Annotated in this window: 16 protein-coding genes; 8 read left to right on the plus strand and 8 right to left on the minus strand. The window is 67.6% G+C overall.

The window, feature by feature from the left end:
- Window positions 1-90: 90 nt before the first annotated feature.
- From hrcA to dnaJ, 4 genes are all read left to right on the plus strand, one after another.
- Window positions 91-1,155, plus strand: coding sequence for a heat-inducible transcriptional repressor HrcA (gene hrcA / locus ACVOJ1_RS05495; RefSeq protein ID WP_053519710.1), 1,065 nt, complete (start codon window positions 91-93; stop codon window positions 1,153-1,155).
- A gap of 63 nt (window positions 1,156-1,218) precedes the next feature.
- A complete protein-coding gene (gene grpE / locus ACVOJ1_RS05500) occupies window positions 1,219-1,734 on the plus strand; it encodes a nucleotide exchange factor GrpE (protein ID WP_053519711.1) in 516 nt (171 codons plus the stop codon).
- A 206-nt stretch (window positions 1,735-1,940) separates the two neighbouring features.
- Window positions 1,941-3,863, plus strand: a complete 1,923-nt coding sequence (gene dnaK, locus ACVOJ1_RS05505; protein WP_053519712.1) for a molecular chaperone DnaK — start codon at window positions 1,941-1,943, stop codon at window positions 3,861-3,863.
- Window positions 3,864-4,016: 153 nt separating this feature from the next.
- The gene (gene dnaJ / locus ACVOJ1_RS05510) at window positions 4,017-5,141 is read left to right on the plus strand and encodes a molecular chaperone DnaJ (RefSeq protein ID WP_053519713.1); all 1,125 of its coding nucleotides are present in this window, start codon (window positions 4,017-4,019) and stop codon (window positions 5,139-5,141) included.
- A gap of 61 nt (window positions 5,142-5,202) precedes the next feature.
- On the opposite strand, the gene ACVOJ1_RS05515 is transcribed toward dnaJ, so the two are convergent.
- Window positions 5,203-6,000, minus strand: coding sequence for an AraC family transcriptional regulator (locus tag ACVOJ1_RS05515; RefSeq protein WP_065181304.1), 798 nt, complete (start codon window positions 5,998-6,000; stop codon window positions 5,203-5,205).
- A 72-nt stretch (window positions 6,001-6,072) separates the two neighbouring features.
- On the opposite strand from ACVOJ1_RS05515, the gene ACVOJ1_RS05520 reads away from it, so the two are divergent.
- From ACVOJ1_RS05520 to ACVOJ1_RS05530, 3 genes are all read left to right on the plus strand, one after another.
- Complete coding sequence (locus ACVOJ1_RS05520) at window positions 6,073-7,272, plus strand: MFS transporter (RefSeq protein WP_346480114.1); 1,200 nt, start codon at window positions 6,073-6,075, stop codon at window positions 7,270-7,272.
- 588 nt (window positions 7,273-7,860) lie between these two features.
- Window positions 7,861-8,769 (plus strand): pyridoxal kinase, encoded by a 909-nt coding sequence (pdxY, locus tag ACVOJ1_RS05525; protein WP_346480115.1) that lies wholly within the window; start codon window positions 7,861-7,863, stop codon window positions 8,767-8,769.
- The gene (locus ACVOJ1_RS05530) at window positions 8,766-9,890 is read left to right on the plus strand and encodes a prephenate dehydrogenase (RefSeq protein ID WP_346480116.1); all 1,125 of its coding nucleotides are present in this window, start codon (window positions 8,766-8,768) and stop codon (window positions 9,888-9,890) included. The genes pdxY and ACVOJ1_RS05530 overlap by 4 nt, the downstream gene beginning before the upstream one ends.
- A gap of 164 nt (window positions 9,891-10,054) precedes the next feature.
- Here the strand turns inward: ACVOJ1_RS05530 and ACVOJ1_RS05535 are convergent, their stop codons facing one another.
- From ACVOJ1_RS05535 to ACVOJ1_RS05555, 5 genes are all read right to left on the minus strand, one after another.
- On the minus strand, window positions 10,055-10,249 hold the full coding sequence (locus tag ACVOJ1_RS05535) for a hypothetical protein (protein ID WP_053519789.1): 195 nt from the start codon (window positions 10,247-10,249) through the stop codon (window positions 10,055-10,057).
- Window positions 10,250-10,319: 70 nt separating this feature from the next.
- Window positions 10,320-12,092: an ABC transporter transmembrane domain-containing protein gene (locus ACVOJ1_RS05540; protein WP_065181307.1), complete on the minus strand. Its 1,773-nt coding sequence runs from the start codon at window positions 12,090-12,092 to the stop codon at window positions 10,320-10,322.
- Entirely contained in the window at window positions 12,085-12,681 is a 597-nt protein-coding gene (locus tag ACVOJ1_RS05545) for an IMPACT family protein (RefSeq protein WP_263177928.1), read from the minus strand. Before ACVOJ1_RS05545 ends, ACVOJ1_RS05540 begins: the two co-directional genes overlap by 8 nt.
- Window positions 12,682-12,715: 34 nt before the next feature.
- The gene (locus ACVOJ1_RS05550; protein ID WP_263177929.1) at window positions 12,716-13,687 is read right to left on the minus strand and encodes a hypothetical protein; all 972 of its coding nucleotides are present in this window, start codon (window positions 13,685-13,687) and stop codon (window positions 12,716-12,718) included.
- Window positions 13,684-14,202 (minus strand): RNA polymerase sigma factor, encoded by a 519-nt coding sequence (locus ACVOJ1_RS05555; protein ID WP_346480164.1) that lies wholly within the window; start codon window positions 14,200-14,202, stop codon window positions 13,684-13,686. Before ACVOJ1_RS05555 ends, ACVOJ1_RS05550 begins: the two co-directional genes overlap by 4 nt.
- Window positions 14,203-14,494: 292 nt before the next feature.
- Here ACVOJ1_RS05555 and ACVOJ1_RS05560 point away from each other — a divergent pair, with 292 nt between their 5' ends.
- Entirely contained in the window at window positions 14,495-17,290 is a 2,796-nt protein-coding gene (locus ACVOJ1_RS05560) for a bifunctional diguanylate cyclase/phosphodiesterase (protein WP_258391133.1), read from the plus strand.
- Between the two features lie 19 nt (window positions 17,291-17,309).
- Here ACVOJ1_RS05560 and ACVOJ1_RS05565 read toward each other — a convergent pair whose 3' ends face one another.
- Both ACVOJ1_RS05565 and ACVOJ1_RS05570 read right to left on the minus strand, forming a co-directional pair.
- Complete coding sequence (locus ACVOJ1_RS05565; RefSeq protein WP_065175031.1) at window positions 17,310-17,903, minus strand: LOG family protein; 594 nt, start codon at window positions 17,901-17,903, stop codon at window positions 17,310-17,312.
- Between the two features lie 264 nt (window positions 17,904-18,167).
- A complete protein-coding gene (locus ACVOJ1_RS05570; protein WP_053519783.1) occupies window positions 18,168-19,664 on the minus strand; it encodes an aminotransferase class III-fold pyridoxal phosphate-dependent enzyme in 1,497 nt (498 codons plus the stop codon).
- Between the last annotated feature and the right edge of the window lie 73 nt (window positions 19,665-19,737).

Below are 19,737 nucleotides of genomic sequence, written 5' to 3' on the forward strand. Positions count from 1 at the left end.
CAACGCTAGCACGCGCACGCGGGCGGTCCAATGGCTTGCCAAGGTGATCCGGCGCCATTATCTAGTCTCCGTGTCTCACAGGTTGATTCCATGCACGGTTCCGCCGACCAACTCGCCCCGCGCGCGCGCCATCTGCTGCGCACGCTGATCGCGCGCCACATCCAGGATGGTGAGCCCGTGGGCTCGCAGACGCTGGCGCGCGTGGCCGGGCTGGAAGTCAGCCCGGCCACCATCCGCAACATCCTCGGCGACCTGGAGGACCTGGGCCTGCTGGCGTCGCCGCATACCTCCGCCGGGCGGATCCCGACCGCGCATGGCTACCGGGTGTTTGTCGACAGCCTGCTGCAGATGCAGCCGCCGGGCGAGGGCGAGCTGGCCCGCTTGCGCCAGGAACTGGCCGGTGGCGGCAGCACCCAGGCCCTGCTCGGCAGTGCCTCCGAGCTGCTGTCGGCGATGAGCCACTTCGTCGGCGTGGTCAGCGCGCCGCGGCGCGAGCAGTTCGCCTTCCGCCAGATCGATTTCGTGGCGCTGGACGGCCGCCGGGTGCTGGCGATCCTGGTGTTCGCCGACAACGAGGTCCAGAACCGGGTGATCGAAACCCGCCAGGACTTCGCGCCGGGCCAGCTGGAGCAGGTCGCCAATTACCTCAACGCCCATTTCGCCGGGCTGCCGCTGGCGGAGATCCGGGCGCGCCTGCTGCTGGAGCTGCGCGATGCCCGCTCCGAGCTGGAGCAGCTGCTGGCGCACAGCATCGAACTGGCCGAGCAGGCCCTGCAGCCCGCGGCCGACGACATGCTGGTGGCGGGCCAGACGCGCCTGATGGGGGTCCAGGACCTGTCCGACCTGGAGCGCCTGCGTGAACTGTTCGAGTTGTTTTCCAGCAAGCGCGAGATCCTGCAGCTGCTGGAGCGGACCATCCAGGCCCCGGGCGTGCGCATCTTCATCGGCGAAGAGACCGGGATGATGCCGCTGCAGGGCGTTTCGCTGGTGACCGCCCCGTATGCGGCCAACGGGCAGGTGCTGGGCGTGCTGGGGGTGATCGGGCCGAAGCGGATGGCCTACGACCGCATGATCCCGCTGGTACAGGCCACCGCCGACGTGCTGGGGGCGGCCTTTTCACCGACCGGACGCGGATCCGGTGCCGCGGACGCTTGAAACGCAGCATCCCGCCCACACTAGGGTGGGTGGAGGCGGGGAGTGACCGCCAGGGACCCAGACATGAACCACGAACATCCAGATTTCGAATCCCAGCAGAGCGCCGCCGACGCGGCCGCCGCAGCAGGCGTCAATGACGAAGTGGAGCGCCTGCGCGCGGAAGTCGAGCAGGTCAGGGCCGATGCGCTGCGTGAGCGCGCCGACCTGGAGAACCAGCGCAAGCGCGTGGCCCGCGACATCGAGCAGGCCCGCAAGTTCGCCAACGAGAAGCTGCTGGGCGAACTGCTGCCCGTGTTCGACAGCCTGGATGCCGGCCTGAAGGCCGCCGGCGACGACCCGCACCCGCTGCGCGAGGGCCTGGAGCTGACCTACAAGCAGCTGCTGAAGGTCGCCGCCGACAACGGCCTGGTCCTGATTGACCCGACCGGCCAGCCGTTCAACCCGGAGCACCACCAGGCGATCAGCCAGGTGCCGGCCCCGGACGCCGCCCCGGGCAGCGTGGTGACCGTGTTCCAGAAGGGCTATCTGCTCAACGAGCGCCTGCTGCGGCCGGCGCTGGTGGTGGTGGCCGCCGACTGAGCGGTCGATCCGGGAGCGGCCGCCGGGCATGGCCCGGCGCTACCCCCGGATCGTCATCGCCGGGCCATGCCCGGCGAACCTTGAACGGCTGAACACAGCGTTCGGGAGATGGCTTGAATGTTCCACGAGCCTCCCCCACATCCCATTCATCCACCGGCCGAGCGGCCGGACTGACATCCACACAGCATTTCTCAGGAGTCTCCCCCATGGGCAAGATCATTGGTATCGACCTCGGCACCACCAACTCGTGCGTGGCGATCATGGACGGCGGCAAGGCCCGCGTCATCGAGAATTCGGAAGGCGATCGCACCACCCCGTCGATCGTCGCCTACACCAAGGACGGCGAAGTCCTGGTCGGTGCCTCGGCCAAGCGCCAGGCGGTGACCAACCCGAAGAACACCTTCTACGCGGTGAAGCGCCTGATCGGCCGCAAGTTCACCGACGCCGAGGTGCAGAAGGACATCGCCCACGTCCCGTACAGCATCCTCGCCCATGACAATGGTGATGCGTGGGTGGCGACCAGCGACGCCAAGAAGATGGCGCCTCAGGAAATCTCGGCCAAGGTACTGGAGAAGATGAAGAAGACCGCCGAGGACTTCCTCGGTGAGAAGGTCACCGAAGCGGTCATCACCGTGCCGGCCTACTTCAACGACAGCCAGCGCCAGGCCACCAAGGATGCTGGCCGCATCGCGGGCCTGGACGTCAAGCGCATCATCAACGAGCCGACCGCGGCCGCGCTGGCCTATGGCCTGGACAAGGGCGACAACAAGGATCGCAAGATCGTTGTGTACGACCTGGGCGGCGGTACCTTCGACGTCTCGGTGATCGAGATCGCCAACGTCGACGGCGAGAAGCAGTTCGAAGTGCTGGCCACCAACGGCGACACCTTCCTGGGCGGCGAAGACTTCGACAACCGCGTCATCGAGTACCTGGTGGAAGAGTTCAACAAGGACCAGGGCATCGACCTGCGCAAGGATCCGCTGGCCCTGCAGCGCCTGAAGGACGCTGCCGAGCGTGCCAAGATCGAGCTGTCCAGCGCCCAGCAGACCGAAGTGAACCTGCCGTACGTCACCGCTGACGCGTCGGGTCCGAAGCACCTGAACATCAAGCTGACCCGCGCCAAGCTGGAAGCGCTGGTGGAAGACCTGATCAAGAAGTCGATCGAGCCGTGCCGCGTCGCCCTGAACGATGCCGGCCTGCGTTCGAGCGACATCAGCGAAGTGATCCTGGTCGGCGGCCAGACCCGCATGCCGAAGGTGCAGCAGGCGGTGACCGAGTTCTTCGGCAAGGAGCCGCGCAAGGACGTCAACCCGGACGAAGCCGTGGCACTGGGTGCGGCGATCCAGGGTGGCGTGCTGGGCGGCGACGTCAAGGACGTGCTGCTGCTGGACGTGACCCCGCTGTCGCTGGGCATCGAAACCATGGGCGGCGTGTTCACCAAGATCATCGAGAAGAACACCACCATCCCGACCAAGGCCTCGCAGGTGTTCTCCACCGCCGAGGACAACCAGTCGGCCGTGACCGTGCACGTGCTGCAGGGTGAGCGCGAACAGGCCCGCTTCAACAAGTCGCTGGCCAAGTTCGACCTGTCCGGCATCGAGCCGGCGCCGCGTGGCCTGCCGCAGGTGGAAGTGTCCTTCGACATCGACGCCAACGGCATCCTGCATGTGTCGGCCAAGGACAAGAAGACCAACAAGGAACAGAAGGTCGAGATCAAGGCCGGCTCGGGCCTGTCCGAGGAAGAGATCGCGCGCATGGTCGCCGACGCGGAAGCCAACCGCGAAGAAGACAAGAAGTTCCAGGAGCTGGTGCAGGCCCGCAACCAGGCCGATGCCCTGATCCACGGCACCCGCAGCGCCATCACCGAGCACGGCAGCAAGGTCGGCGGCGATGTCATCGGCAAGGTTGAAGCGGCTCTGGCCGATCTTGAAACCGCGATGAAGGGCGACGACAAGGCACAGATCGAAGCCAAGTCGAAGGTGCTGGAGGAAGCCGGCCAGTCGCTGTTCGCCGCAGCGTCGGCAGAGCAGGGCGGTGCCCCGGGCGCCGATGCCGGCAATGCGGGCAAGGGCAACGACGACGTGGTGGACGCCGAGTTCACCGAAGTCAAGGACGACAAGAAGTCCTGATCCGGACCGACGCGGGACGCTGCCTGGCAGCGTCCCGTTGTCGCATCAGGGTCCTGACCGCCTCCGGCGCGTCGGGGCGCCCGACGCAAGAGCGGACCTGGTTCCGCTCTTCCGCTTTGACGAATCCCGACATTCCGGAAGCCGATTCACGATATGAGCAAGCGCGATTACTACGAAGTGCTGGGCGTGGCCCGCACCGCCAACGAAGAAGAGCTGAAGAAGGCTTACCGCCGCTGCGCGATGAAGTTCCATCCGGACCGAAATCCGGGTGATGCGGCTGCCGAAGCCTCCTTCAAGGAGTGCAAGGAAGCCTACGAGGTCCTGTCCGACGGCAACAAGCGCCGGATGTATGACAGCCACGGCCATGCCGCGTTCGAGCACGGCATGGGCGGGGGCGGTCCGGGTGGTCCGGACATGAACGATATCTTCGGCGACATCTTCGGCAACATCTTCGGTGGTGCCGGCGGCGGTCCGCGCCAGGCACGCCGCGGTGCCGACATCGGTTACGTGATGGAGCTGGACCTGGAAGAAGCGGTGCGTGGCGTCGAGCGCCGCATCGAGATCCCGACCCTGGCCGAATGCGGCGATTGCGATGGCAGCGGCTCGGAAGATGGCAAGGTGGAGACCTGCAACGTCTGCCACGGCCGCGGCCAGGTGCGCATCCAGCGCGGCATCTTCGCCATGCAGCAGGCCTGCCACAACTGCGGCGGCCGCGGCCAGATCATTGCCAAGCCCTGCAAGACCTGCCACGGCAATGGCCGTGTCGAGGAAGACAAGGTGCTGTCGGTGAAGGTGCCGGCGGGCGTCGACACCGGCGATCGCATCCGCCTGGCTGGCGAGGGCGAAGCGGGGCCGGCCGGCACGCCGCCGGGCGACCTGTACGTGGAAGTGCGCGTGCGCGAGCACCCCATCTTCCAGCGCGATGGCGACGATCTGCATTGTGAAGTGCCGATCCGCATCTCGCAGGCGGCGCTCGGCGATACCGTGCGCGTGGCGACGCTGGGTGGCGAAGCGGAGATCCGCATTCCGGCAGAGACCCAGACCGGGAAACTGTTCCGCCTGCGCGGCAAGGGCGTGCGTTCGGTGCGCAGCCGCAGCGAGGGCGATCTGTATTGCCGCGTGGTGGTCGAGACGCCGGTCAACCTGACCAACGACCAGCGCAGGCTGCTGGAGCAGTTCGAGGCCACCTTCGTCGGTGAGGAAGCGCGCAAGCACTCGCCGAAGTCCGCCACCTTCATGGACGGCGTGAAGGGCTTCTGGGACCGGATGACGTCCTGAATTTTCAACGCAAGCGTTGAACGGTAGCGCCGGGCCATGCCCGGCGTTTCTGTGCATGGGGTCAGCGGAAGAACGCCGCCGGGGTCTGCCCCAGCTGGCGCTTGAACATGCTGGTGAACGCGCTGGGGCTGTCGTAGCCCATCGCCAGTGCGACATCGATGACCTTCTCGCCGGTCGCCAGCCGTTCCATTGCCGCCAGCAGCCGCGCCTGCTGCCGCCACTGGCCGAAGGTCATGCCCAGTTCGTTGGCGAAGTGGCGCTGGATGGTTTTTACATCCACTTCCAGTGACTGCGCCCAGTCCTGCAGCGTCGCATCGTCGCCGGGATGCTTCTGCAGGTGCTGGCAGATCCGCTGCAGGCGCGGATCGGTAGGCGCGGGCAGGTGCAGCGGCAATACGTCCATGCGATGCAGCTCGTCCAGCAGAAGGCGCACCACGCGGCCATCGCGGCTGTCTTCGATGTGCTCGCCCTTGATCAGGGTGGCTGCCTGCAGCAGTTCGCGCAGCAGCGGTGCCACCTGTACCGCGAACGGTTCGGCCGGCAGTTGCGGGGCGAATGACGGGTCGATGTACAGGCTGCGCATGTGCACGGCGGCAATGCAGTCCACCGCATGCACCATGCCGGCCGGCATCCAGATCGCACGGGTGGAGGGCACGACCCAGCGACCGACTTCCGAGCGCACCACCATCAGCCCGGAGATGGCATAGACCAGCTGGTGGCGCTGGTGCTTGTGGCCTGCGATATGGGTGCCGGCCGGGTACTGGGTAACCCGGTAGGTGACCGGGCGATGCAGCGGCACATCGCGCCACGGCGCAGCCGGATCGACGTCACCGCCAATGTCCTTTTTGCGATAGGCCATGACCCGAACGCGGCAGAAGGGAGGGGAAGGCAACCGTAGCATGCGGAACCGCCCTCAAATCTGACTGCGTCCATGTCGACTCTGGCTTCCCCTGCAACGACCTCCCGCCCGGTGGCGCCCGGCGTACTGGCCGCCATCTCCACCTCGCATGTCGTCAACGACATGATGCAGTCGCTGATCCTGGCGATCTATCCGGTCATCAAGGGCGGCTTCAATCTCAGCTACACCCAGATCGGACTGATCACGCTGACCTACCAGCTCACCGCGTCGATCTTCCAACCGCTGGTGGGGATGCATACCGACCGCCATCCAGCGCCGTACTCGTTGCCGATCGGCATGGCCTCGACGCTGTGCGGGATGCTGCTGCTCGGCTTCGCGCCGAACTATGCGATGGTCCTGATGGCCGCCGCGCTGGTCGGCATCGGATCGGCGATCTTCCACCCGGAAGCGTCGCGCATCGCACGGCTGGCGTCCGGCGGGCGCCATGGCTTCGCACAGTCGGTGTTCCAGGTCGGCGGCAACTTCGGTACCGCGCTGGGGCCGCTGATTGCCGCCGCCGTGATCGTGCCGTACGGCCAGCATGCGGCCTCATGGTTTGCCGGTGCTGCGCTGGTCGGCATCGCCCTGCTGACCTATGTGAGCCGCTGGTATGCGCTGCACCTGGGCGCACCCCGCCCGGCCGGCGTGGCGGCGGTGGCGTCGCGGCATCCTCCGCGCACCGTGGCCAAGGTGCTGGCGATCCTGCTGGTGCTGATCTTCAGCAAGTACTTCTACATGGCCAGCATCGGCAGCTACTTCACCTTCTACCTGATCCACCATTTCGGCATTCCGGTGGCGCAGGCGCAGCTGCACCTGTTCGCGTTCCTGGTGGCTTCGGCGGCGGGTGGCTTCCTGGGCGGTCCGCTGGGCGATCGCATCGGCCGCAAGCCGATCATCTGGACCTCGATCCTGGGCGTGGCGCCGTTCGCACTGGCGTTGCCGCATGCGGATCTGCTGTGGACCACGGTGCTGGCGGTGCTGATCGGTTTCGTGTTGTCGTCTGCCTTCTCTGCCATCGTGGTCTATGCGCAGGAGATGATGCCGCACCGGATCGGCATGGTGTCGGGCCTGTTCTTCGGTTTTGCGTTCGGCATGGGCGGCCTGGGCGCGGCGGTGCTGGGCCTGCTGGCGGACAGGACCAGCATCGAATACGTCTATCACCTGACGGCGTTCCTGCCGCTGCTCGGCATCGTGGCGGCATGGCTGCCGCCGTCGCGGCCTGCTGCTCACTGAGGGAGGGTGGGTTTGCAGGGCTTGCAGCCCTGCACCTGCAGAGGCAACGGCAACAACCGAAGCGCGCTATCCGTGGATTGGCGGGGTGGGTCCGGTTGGCGGGGGACGCTGCAAGTACGTCCATGTAAGCTCGGTCGCCGCATCCATGCGGCTCACGCCCCCGCAACCGGACCCACCCCGCCTTCGGTGGTTTTCCGCGATCTGTCGGAACAGCACTCTGCTCTGGTAGGTGTCGACCTTGGTCGACACGGTAGATCCACGCCATGCGTGGATGAATTCATTCGATATCTGACAGATGTGTCGACCAAGGTCGACACCTACCAACAGCGGCGCGGAACAACAGCCGCAGTTACCAACAGCCGCGTGAACCTGTCGAAGGTGGGGCGGTGTGGGTGGTCAGGACCGTTGGCGCCATGGATGGCGCCATCGAGCCCCCATGGATGGGTTTACGGCGTGTCCTGACCACCCACACCGCCCCGCCACCCCACGGAATGCCGCTTTGGCTTTGGCTTCGGCCGTTGCCGTTGCATTGAGCAGGTGCAGGGCTGCAAGCCCTGCCGAAAACCCCCTTGGGCGTAGAATGCGGATATGAGCGAATCCCTTGATACCCATCTGGTCCACGGTCGCCGCCAGCGGCCGGATGGGCCGTCGCCGGTCGATGTCATTTCGGTCCAGTCGCAGCTTGTCTACGGCCATGCCGGCAACAGCGCCGCCATGCCGCCGATGCGCGCGCTCGGCGTGCGCGTAGCTGAAATTCCGACCGTGCTGCTCAGCAACGCGCCGTTCTACGACACCACCCGCGGTCGCGTGCTGCCCGCCGACTGGTTCGCCGATCTGTTGCTGGGCACCCACGAGCGCGGCCTGCCGCAGCGGGCCAGGATGCTGGTCTCCGGCTACTTCGGCAGCACCGCCAATGGTGCGGCGTTCGCCGACTGGCTCGATCAGGTCCTGCCCGCGTGCCCGCAGCTGCGCTACTGCCTGGATCCGGTGATCGGCGATACCCATACCGGCCCCTATGTGGAGCCGGGTCTGGAGGCGATCTTCGCCGAACGGCTGCTGCCGCATGCGTGGCTGGTCACCCCGAATGCATTCGAGCTGGCCCGTCTGACCGGCATGCCGGCACTGGCCGAGGCCGACGCCATCGCCGCCGCGCGTACGCTGCTGGCGCGTGGTCCGCACTGGGTGATCGCGCACAGCGTGGGTGGCACGCCGGGCGAGCTGGTGACGCTGGCGGTGGGACGCGACGAGACCTGGCGTTGGACCTCGCCGCTGCTGCCGGTGGACGTGGCCGGGACCGGCGACGTACTGATGTCGCTGGTGGTGTCGTTCCTGCTGCGGGGAGAGTCGATGCAGCAGGCGATCTCGCGTGCCATCGCGGGTACCCATGCCGCCCTTGAGGCCACGCTGGCCAATGGTTTCGAGGAGTTCGACGTGATTGCCGCGGCGCCCGCCGCACTGGCCGAAGGCACGCGCTTCCGCGCTGAACGCGTGGCATGACGGCAGTGCAGCACTTTGCGCCGCGCACGATCGGCATCGTCGGCAGTGCCGGCGCCTACGGGCGCTGGCTGGGCCGCTTCTTCGAGCAGCAGATGCGACTGCAGGTGATCGGCCACGATCCGGCCGATGCTGCTTCGCATACACCGGAGCAGTTGCTGGCCGAGGCCGATGTACTGGTGTTCTCTGCACCGATCCGGCATACGCCGGAACTGATCGCCGAATACGTGCGCTGCTCGGCGGGTCGTGAACGCGGGCGCCTGTGGCTCGATGTCACCTCGGTCAAGGACGCGCCGGTACAGGCGATGCTTGCCTCACAGGCCGAAGTGGTCGGCCTGCACCCGATGACCGCGCCGCCGAAGGCCCCCACGTTGAAGGGCAGGGTGATGGTGGTCTGCGAAGCGCGACTGCAGCACTGGCAGCCCTGGCTGGATGCGCTGTGCGTGGCGCTGCAGGCCGAGTGCGTGCGCGCCACGCCACAGCACCATGACCAGATGATGGCGCTGGTGCAGGCGATGGTGCATGCCACGCATCTGGCCCAGGCCGGCGTGCTGCGGGAGTATCAGCCGCAACTGGGGACACTGGAAGCGATGCTTCCCTATCGCTCGGCGTCGTTCGAACTGGATACCGCGATCATCTCGCGCATCCTCTCGCTGAATCCGGCGATCTATGAGGACATCCAGTTCGGCAATCCGCATGTCGCGCCGATGCTGGAACGCCTGGTCGGCCAGCTGCGCGTGCTGCAGGCCCAGGTCGATCAAGGCGACGACATGGCGCGCGGTGCATTCCGTGAGCAGATGCTGGTGGCGAACCGGGCCGCCTTCGGCGCGCCTGCACTGGCCTCGGGAAACTATACCTTCGAGCGGGTGGGCTACCTGCTGGCCGATCTGACCGAGCGCAACGCCGTGTCGGTCCACCTGCCGGAAGATCGCCCGGGCTCACTGCGTGAACTGCTGAACATCTTCGAGCAGCACGGCATCAGCCTGGCTTCTATCCATTCCTCGCGCACGCCGGGCGGGGAAGTGCATTTCCGCATCGGCTTCGTCGCCGGCAGTGATCCACGTGCCCTGGCCGACGCAGCGGCCGCCGTGGATGCCAGCGGAATCGGACGGGTACTGGCGTAGTGCATTCATCCACAGGGGATGTGGATGAATTCTGCGCAAACATGTGGATAACACTGCTCATGCCTTGCCAGCACAAGCTGTCAAGATCTGTGGCGAAAAACTGACCAGGGCGCTGCCGGTGGGGCCGGGCTACGCCCGGCGGCCCTGCGATGACCCACGCGACGCTAGATGGTCAGCCGCAGTTCGCCGCCACTGGTGCTGAACTCGCGGCCATTGCGCACCAGATGACGCCCGTCGTCGAGCTCGTAGCGCGGGGTGGCTTCGGAATGATGCCCGCTACCATTGGCCTCGGGCTTGAACTCGATGATGATATGGCTCTCGCCATTGCTGTCGACTGCGGGAAACTGACGGAACGACATCGTCCACCTCCTTCAGCGGATGCTGCTTCTGCACGGCCAGCTTGGCGCCAGAGGTGTTAGCCGACCGTCATCAATCGATGAACTGCAGCCGCGCCAGCTCCGCGTACAGACCCCCTTCAGCCAACAACTGTGCGTGCGTGCCTTCGGCGACGATGCGCCCCTGGTCCATGACCACGATGCGGTCGGCCTTGAGCACGGTTGCCAGACGGTGGGCGATGACCAGCGTGGTGCGGCCCGCCATCAGGCGCTCCAGCGCCTGCTGTACACCGTACTCGCTCTGCGCGTCGAGCGCGCTGGTGGCTTCGTCCAGCAGCAGGATCGGCGCATCCTTCAGCAGCGCGCGGGCGATCGCCACGCGCTGCTGCTGCCCGCCGGACAGGCGCGCGCCGCGCTCGCCCAGCTCACTGTCATAACCCTGCGGCAACGCACGCAGGAAGCCATCGGCCTCAGCGGCACGCGCCGCTTCCTCGACTTCGGCATCGCTGGCCTGCAGGCGGCCGTAGCGGATGTTGTCGCGGGCGCTGGCGGCGAACAGCGTCGGTTGCTGCGGCACCAGGGCCAGCTGGGCGCGCAGGTCGGCGGGATCGACCTCGCGCACATCGATGCCGTCCACGCAGATGCGGCCGTTGGCCGGGTCATGGAACCGCAGCAGCATCGACAGCACCGTGCTCTTGCCGGCACCCGAGGGACCGACCAGGGCCACGGTCTCGCCGGGGCGCACATGCAGGCTGAAGTGGTCGAGCGCGGCCTGGTCCGGTCGCTGCGGGTAGTGGAACACCACGTCATCGAACTGGATCTCGCCTTGCAGCGGCTGCGGCAGCGCGCGTGGATGCGCGGGCGCGCGGATCTCGACATCCTCCTGCAGCAGTTCGCCGATCCGGCCCATGCCGCCGGCAGCGCGCTGGAGCTCGTTCCAGACTTCGGCCAGAGCGCCCACCGAACCACCGCCGATCAGCGCATACAGCACGAACTGGCCCAGGGTGCCGGCACTGAGGCGGCCCTCGATGACATCGTGGGCGCCCAGCCACAGCACGCCGACAATGGCACCGAAGATCAGCAGGATGGCGCTGGCGGTGACCAGCGACTGTGCGCCGATGCGCCGGCGTGCGGCCCGGATCGCATCGCCCAGCGCCAGGTCGAAGCGGCCGCGCTCGTAAGGCTCGCGCGCATGTGCCTGCACCGTGCGGACGGCACCGAGGGTCTCGCTGGCCAGGCTGTTGGCGTCGGCGATGCGGTCCTGGCTGCTGCGCGCGACGGTGCGCAGCTTGCGTGCGCCGATGATGATGGGCAGTACCGCCAGCGGGATGCCGAGCAGCGACCACGCCGCCAGGCGCGGACTGGTCACGAACAGCATGGCCAGGCTGCCGACCACCGTCACGCTGCTGCGCAATGCGACTGACATGGTCGAGCCCACCACGCTGCGCAGCAGCTCGCTGTCGGCGGTCAGGCGCGAGACCAGTTCGCCGCTGCGGCTGCGGTCATGGAAACCGGCACCCAACTGGATCAGGTGCCCGTACAGACGGCTGCGCAGGTCGGCCACTACCTTCTCGCCGAGCAGCGACACGAAGTAGAAGCGTGCGGAGGTGGCGATCGCCAGCACTACCGCCACCAGCATCAGCAGGGCAAACGCCCGGTTGATCTGGCCGCCGCTGCTGAAGCCGTGGTCGATCATCTGCTTGACGGCCGGAGGCAGGCTGAGGGTGGCGGCCGAGGAGACGGCCAGCGCCAGCAGCCAGGCGGCGAACAGGCCACTGTGCCGGCGCACGAACGGCCACAGCGTTCGCAGGCTGCCGAGGCGGCGCAATGGCGGGGTCGCGGCGGCCGCGTCGTCCTTGTCAGTCATCCTGGTCGTCATCTCGGATACGGATACGGTCACGGGTGGCGTCTCGCAGGCGGATTTTCAATGCGTCGGCCTGGTCGGCGGGTAATTCGATCCGCAGGCGCACGCCTTCAGCGTCGAACTGTTCATCCTGCTTCTCGGCGAAGAACGCGGGCAGGGCCGCATGCAGGGTACCCAGGTCCTCGAAGCCGGCCAGCAGCTGCAGCCGTGCCATCGCCACCAGTGGCAGCCGCGGTGCCGTGCGCAGACACTCGGCGGCGGTACCGCCGTAGGCGCGGACCAGACCGCCGGCGCCGAGCTTGATACCCCCGTACCAGCGGATCACCACCACCATGACCCGGTCGAAGCCCTGGCCATCGATGGCGGCCAGGATCGGCCGGCCGGCAGTCCCCGCCGGCTCGCCATCATCGCTGGAGCGATACTCCTGTCCATGCCGGTAGGCCCAGCAGTTGTGCGTGGCGTCGGCCACCATCACCCGCTGCAGGAACGACATCGCCGCCGCCGCGCCATCGATGGGCGCGGCATGGGCGATGAAGCGGCTGTGCTTGACTTCCAGCGTGTGGCTGACGGGCTGGGCGAGGGTATCGGGCATTCCCTTCATTCTACGGGGTTGCCGCCCCCATGCTTCAGTCGTCCAGCAGAGGACGCAGGTCGCGTGGCAGCCGCGACTCCGGATACTGCTGCACGTAGCGCTCGAGGCTGGCACGGGCGATGTCGCGCTGGCCTTCGTCGCGACGTTCGCGGATCTTCTGCAGCCACTGCCGGCGGGGCAGCTGGGCGTCGGCGGCCACTTCGGCCTGCACGGCCGTAGCGCTGAGCGCGGCATCGCTGCCGCGACGCATCACGCCTGGTGCACTGCGGAGCGGTGCGGCCCGCTTGAGCGTCGTGGTGTCACCGCGCTGTCCCGCGCTGGCCGGGGCGGCCTCCATCGCGCCGGACAGGGGGGCATCGGCGTCGCGCGCTTCCAGCGACGGCGGCGCAGGCGCCGCAGCAGGCAGCGGTGCCGAATAGGCCACAGCGGCCGGAGGTTCCGCAGCCGGCGGCGGAGCTGCGGTGTCGGCGGCGGCGCGCTCGGTGGCCTGAGCCGCCGCTTTCGCTCGTGCCGCCACCGTCGGTGCCGGTGTCTGCGGTGCGGAGGATCGGGCCGGCGCGGCGGGCCTGGGTGCCGCGACCGGCGCCGGTGGTGCCGGTGGTGCCGGCGGCGCACTTGCGATGGCCGGCTCGGCAGGGGAAGGCCGGGTAGGGCCCTCGGCAGGCTGCGCGGCCACTTCGGCAGCGACCTCGTCGGCGACGCGCGGCGCAGTGATCTGTGCATCGTGCGCCGGGACCGCGGGCGGTTCCGGGCGCAGCTGCCAGGCGATTCCGATGGCGAATACCATCGATGCAGCAACGCCGAACACCGCAGGCCAGTGCCGGCGCGGCCGCCGTGCACGCACGCTGCCCGCACCGGGCGCGTCGGCCGGTGGCGCCTGCACCGCCGCACGGGCGGCCGCCAGGATCGTGGCATCCAGCGCCGCCGGAGGCGCCTGTTCGACACGACGGCCGAGCAGGCGCGCCAGCTCGCGCTCTTCAGGCGTCAGGGGTTCGTCTCGGTTCATGCGTTCAGTCCCGCACGCAGCTTGTCCATCGCATAGCGCAGCCGCGATTTCACGGTTTCCCGGCCTACGCCGGTGATCTGGCCGATCTCCTCCAGGCTCAGTTCCTGATCCAGCCGCAGCTGCAGCACTTCGCGCTGCTCCAGCGGCAGTTCTTCCATCGCGCGCTGGACGCGGCGACGTTGCTCGAATTCTGAAAGCTCTGCTTCCGGGGTCTGCCCATCTTCCAGCGCGGCCAGACGCAGCTCGGCATCGGCCGGCGCCGCCGGGCGGTGGCGTGCGGCGCGCCAGTGATCGTTGAGCTTGTTGTGCGCGATGCGGAACAGCCAGGTGCTGAAGGCGGCATCCGGCTGCCAGCCGGACCGTGCGCTGATGACCCGTTGCCAGACGTCCTGGAAGATCTCCTCGGCCAGGGCGGTATCGCGCAGCTGGCGCAGCAGGAAGCCGAACAGGCGCTTGCGATGGCGCGCATACAGGCTCTCGAACGCGTGCAGGTCGCCGCCGGCCCAGGCGAGCATCAAGGCTTCATCGGTTGGCAGGGCGCTGGCTTCCACGCGGTACAGGTTAAGGCCTGCCGACGATGGCGCATAGCGGGGTGCGGGGGCGGACAGGGCGAGGTTCATGGCTCGGAACGGGGTGCGGACGCCAGGAATAACGAACGGGCGCACGATTCGGGGTTGCCGGGCTTCCATTGCCCCCCCGGTGGCGCGCTATGCTCGGCGGCTCAGGGGAGGCGACGCACAGACGGCGCCAAGAGATTGTCATTTGTCCACGCACGCTGAACCTGCGCAAACGCCATCACACGAGGCCGTGCTGAGTACGGAACTCGTGCGCGCGCTGCATGCGCTGCTGCCGGAATCGGCGGTGGTCCGGGTCGGCTGGGACGATCCCCAGCTGGGGCGCGGTGACGCCATCTGGCCGATACCCCCGGTCGCGGCCGACAGCGGGGCACCGGCTGCCGGCGATGGCCGCCACGGTTGGGATCATGATGGTGCCCGCCTGTACCTGGTGGTGGAAGGCGCGGCGCCTTCGTCCGCATGGTGGGGTCTGGCGCGGCAGGCCATGGAACTGGCCCTGCAGCGGGGCCGCCAGGCGGGACAGATCAAAGCGCTGGAAGAGGCCGAGCGGCTGCAGCAGGCGCTGTTCCAGATTGCCGATCTTGCCGGCGCCGACCTGGAGATGGGGCAGATGCTGCGCCGCGTGCACGACGTGCTGGGCACGCTGATGTACGCGGAAAACTGTTACATCGTCGAATACGATGACCTGCACGACCAGATCAGGTTCCTGTACTTCGCCGACCAGGTGGATGATTTCGTCGCCGATCCGGCGCAGAGCTTCGACGCCAGTGGAATGCCGCGCAGCCTGACGGTGGCGTTGCTGCACCATGGCAGGCCCCTGAGCGGACCTTCGCGGGAACTGTTGGCCCGCGAGGTCGGGCAGGAGCATGACCCGCTTCGCGGCCCCGAAAGCCTGGACTGGCTGGGTGTGCCGATGCTGCGCGATGGCCGGGTGTGCGGTGCCATCGTGGTGCAGAGCTACGAGCAGGCAGACCGCTATGGCGAGGCCGAGCGTGCACTGCTGGGTTTCGTTGCCCAGCACGTACAGACCGCGATGGACCGGCGCCAGGCCCAGGTGCGGCTCGAGCAGCAGGTGGAACTGCGCACGCAGGAACTGCAACGCGCCAACCACAGCCTGCAGGACGAAGTGGCAGAGCGTCGTCGTGCCGAGCAGCTGCAGATCGCGCTGTACGACATTGCAGAGATGGCGATGTCCGCCGAGAGCCTGGAGCAGTTCTACGGCCAGGTGCATGGCGTGGTCGGCCGACTGCTCGACGCGCGCAATTTCTACATCGCGCTGGTCAACGAGGCGGGTGATGGACTGGATTTCGTCTACTCGGTGGATGAACGCCACGCCAGCCGCGCCTCCCGTGCGTTCAGTCGTGGCCTGACCGAATACGTGGTGCGCAACCGCCAGCCGCTGTTGGCGTCCCGCGCGCAGATCGACTCGCTGCGCGCCAGTGGCGAGGTGCGCGAGTCCGGCGCGCGCTCGCTGTGCTGGCTGGGCGTGCCGCTGCTGCGGGATGACGAAGTGGTTGGCGCGATCGTGGTGCAGAGCTACAGCGAGCAGCGTGCCTTCAGCATCCACGACCAGCGCTTGCTGACCTTCGTCGCGCAGAACATCGGCACTGGACTGGCCCGCCAGCGCGACCAGCAGCGCCTGCGTTCGGCGCATGCCGAGCTGGAGAAGCGCGTGGACGAACGCACGCGCGAACTGGCAGAGGTCAATGAAAAGCTGTTGGGCCAGATCGGCGAGCGCCTGCGTGCCGAGCAGCGGCTGACCCACCAGGCCATGCACGACGCGCTGACCGGGTTGCCCAACCGCCTGCACCTGCTGGACCGGCTGCAGGATGCGCTGGTACTGGCCAGGCAGGAGGACGGTCCGGTGTTCGCGGTGCTGTTCCTGGATCTGGACCGTTTCAAGCTGGTCAACGACAGCATCGGCCACGCGGCCGGCGATCACATGCTGGTGGAAGTGGCCAAGCGCATCGTGTCGATGGCGGGCCCCGACGACGTGGTGGCGCGCCTGGGCGGTGATGAGTTCGCGGTGCTGCTGCAGTGCCCGCTGGGCCTGGCGCAGGCCCTGGATTTCGGTCAGCGCCTGCTGTTGGCATTGCAGGAGTCGATGTGGATCGCCGGGCGCGAGCTGTTCCCGTCCGGCAGCCTCGGCATCGCACTGTGGAATCCGCGTTACCGGACCGGAGAAGAGCTGCTGCGCGATGCCGACGCCGCCATGTACCGGGCCAAGGCGCAGGGCCATGATCGCTGTGCGATCTTCGACGAGGACATGCGCGAGCAGGCCATGCGCAGCCTCGATCTGGAAGCCGATCTGCGGCGGGCGATCAACAACCGGGATTTCGTGCCGTTCTACCAGCCGATCGTGCGCCTGTCCGACGGGGAAGTGGTGGGACACGAAGCGCTGCTGCGCTGGCAGCACGAACGGCGTGGCCTGCTGTTGCCGGGCGCGTTCCTGGAGCTGGGAGAGGAGAGCGGGTTGATCGAACAGGTCGACTGGCTGATCTACGAACAGGTCATCGCCGGCCTGGCCGCGGGCGGGCAGGGCTATGTGTCGGTGAACGTGTCGCCGCGGCATTTCCGTTCGGCCGGTTTCAGTGCGCGCCTGTTCGGCCTGCTCGACGCCTGCGGGGCCGATCCGCGCCGGTTGCGCCTGGAGATCACCGAGGTCGCGCTGCTGGATGACGGCCCGCACACGCTGCATATCCTGCAGGGACTGCGCGAGCGCGGCATCCAGGTGCAGCTGGACGACTTCGGCACCGGCTTCTCGGCGTTGTCGTACCTGCACCGCTTCCCGATCAGCACGCTGAAGATCGACCAGAGCTTCATTGCCGGCCTGCATGGACCGGAAGTGCAGAGCACCCGCGCGCTGGTACAGGGCGTGCTGTCGCTGGCGCGCACGCTGGGCATCGAAACCATCGGCGAAGGCATCGAAACCGAAGCCCAGCGGCAGACACTGCGCGAACTGGGCTGCGATTACGGCCAGGGCTACCTGCTGGGGCGACCGGCTCCCTGGGCCGACGTGGCGCCCTGAGACGCCACGCGGCGGACGATCAACGCAGGGCGGCGCGGCGCTTCTCGTCGATCCACTTGGAGGCCTGTGCCGGCTGGTAGTTCTTCATCCACTCCAGCATCTGCTCGATGTCCGAGCCGTACCACAGGTCCTGGCGCTGGTCCGGGTGCAGGAAGCGCTCATCCACCATGCGATCGATCATGCCGATCAGCGGTGCATAGAAGCCGTCCACGTCCAGGAATGCACAGGGCTTGTTGCCGATGCCCAGCTGGCGCCAGGTCAGCATCTCGAAGATCTCCTCCATGGTGCCGAAGCCGCCGGGCAGGGCGACGAAGCCGTCGGCCAGGTCGAACATGCGCGACTTGCGTTCGTGCATCGAGCCGACGATCTCCAGCTCGGTCAGGCCACGATGGGCCACTTCCCAGTCGGCCAGCTGGCGGGGAATCACGCCGGTGACCTCGCCGCCGGCCGCGAGCACGGCATTGGCCACGGTTCCCATCAGGCCGACGTTGCCGCCGCCATACACCAGGCGCAGGCCGTCGCGGGCGATGCGGTCGCCCAGTGCAATGGCGCGTTCGGTATAGGCCGGCTTGCTGCCAGCGTTGGAACCACAGTACACACAGATCGATTTCATGGATCTTCCTGTCTCTTGGCCGGAAACGAAAACGCCCCGTCGCCGACCGCAGGGCGGTCAGGGACGGGGTGTCCAAGGATTATGAGGCCTTGAGAGGCCTTCTGTAGAGCCGAGCCATGCTCGGCTGCTCTTCGTTCAGATCGCGGCAATGCCCTAGCCGAGCATGGGCTATGCCGGTCGTCCTGACCGGCACCCTTCGGGCCGTCGCCAGCGACGTTGGCAGCGGCTCCTGCCGCTGCCTTCGGCTCTACAAAAAGCGGGGGCTTACGCCGCCGCAGCCTGCTCGCGTCGCGGGCCTTCACGCAGGGCGCGGCCGACCATGCCCACCAGCAGATCCAGCTCTTCGCTGTCCATGCCGAAGTGGGGCGTGAAGCGCAGCGAGTTCTCGCCGCCATGGATCACATTGATGCCATGCCGGCGCAGCCATTCTTCGGTGGAACCACTGCCGTAGCACTTGAACTGCGGCGCCAGCTCGCACGAGAACAGCAGGCCGGTACCCTGCACCTTGGTGATCAACCCGCCAAGCTCGCCCTTGAGCTGTTCCAGCTTGCGCACGGCTTCGGCGCCGCGCTCGGCGATGTTGGCGCGCACCTGCGGGGTCAGCTGTGCCAGCGTCGCGCAGGCCACGTCCAGCGCACGCGGGTTGCTGGTCATGGTGTTGCCGTAGATGCCCTTGCGGTACAGCTGTGCGGCATGCTCGGTCACCGCCAGCACCGACAGCGGGTACTGGGCCGCGTTCAGGGCCTTCGAGTAGGTTTCCATGTCCGGCGGATCCAGGCCTTCGAAGCCCGGGTAGTCAACCACCGACAGCACGCCGTGCGCGCGCAGGCCGGCCTGGATCGAATCGAGCAGCAGCAGGCTGCCGTGCGCGCGGGTCAATTCGCGGGCCAGGGCATAGAACGACGGCGGTACCGAGCGGCCCGGATCGCCTTCGCCCATGACCGGCTCCAGGAACACCGCCTCGATGAACCACTTGTTGCGGGCGGCGTCCTCGAACACCGCGCGCAGGCCGGCTTCGTCGTACGGCGCCACGGTGATCACCGAATCCTCGCCACGGTAGCTGGCCAGATGCTGCATGTAGCTCTTGCGGCTGGAATCGGAGTACAGCGCCGGCCGGTCGGTGCGGCCATGGAAGCTGCCCTTGACCACCACGCGCTTGATCGCGGCGCCGGCGTGGCGCGCACCCGGGTCGGTCTGCAGCTTGGCGTTGACGTCGGCGATGCGTGCGGCCAGCCCGACCGCTTCCGAGCCGGAGTTCAGGCACATGAAACGGGCGAACGGGCAGCCGCCACGACGGTGGCCGATCTCGGCGCGAAGGGCGGTGATGAAGCGCTGCTGTGACAGGCTGGGGGTCATGATGTTGGCCATCACCTGCGGTCGGGCCATCGCCTCCAGCACCGTGTCGGGGGTATGACCGAAGCCGAGCATGCCGTAGCCGCCAGCGTCATACAGCACCGCCCCCTTGAGGGTGACCACCCACGGGCCGCGCGCGGCCAGCGCCACATAGGGCGTAACGGCGTCGTCGGCGTAGAAATTGACGAACCCGTCCTGCATGGCATCGATCTGCGCCTGTTCGTCCTGCGCCAGCAACGGCCCCAGTTCGCCCTGCACACGGGCGAACTCCGCGGCGGCGGCCTCGACCGCGGCCACCAGCTGCGGATGGCGGACGGACAGGGTGGTCAGGGTGGCGTCGTCCAGGCCGGTGGTGAGGCGGGTGCCGGGCTGGCTGCGCAGGGGGGCGAGGCGTTCGATGAAGCTCATTGCAGATCTCCTGAAACAATGGGGCGCACGGGCCATCAAAAAGCAAAACGCGCGTCATCACGCGCGCTGGGCG

The sequence above is a fragment of the Stenotrophomonas sp. STEN225 genome (genome assembly GCF_056756445.1).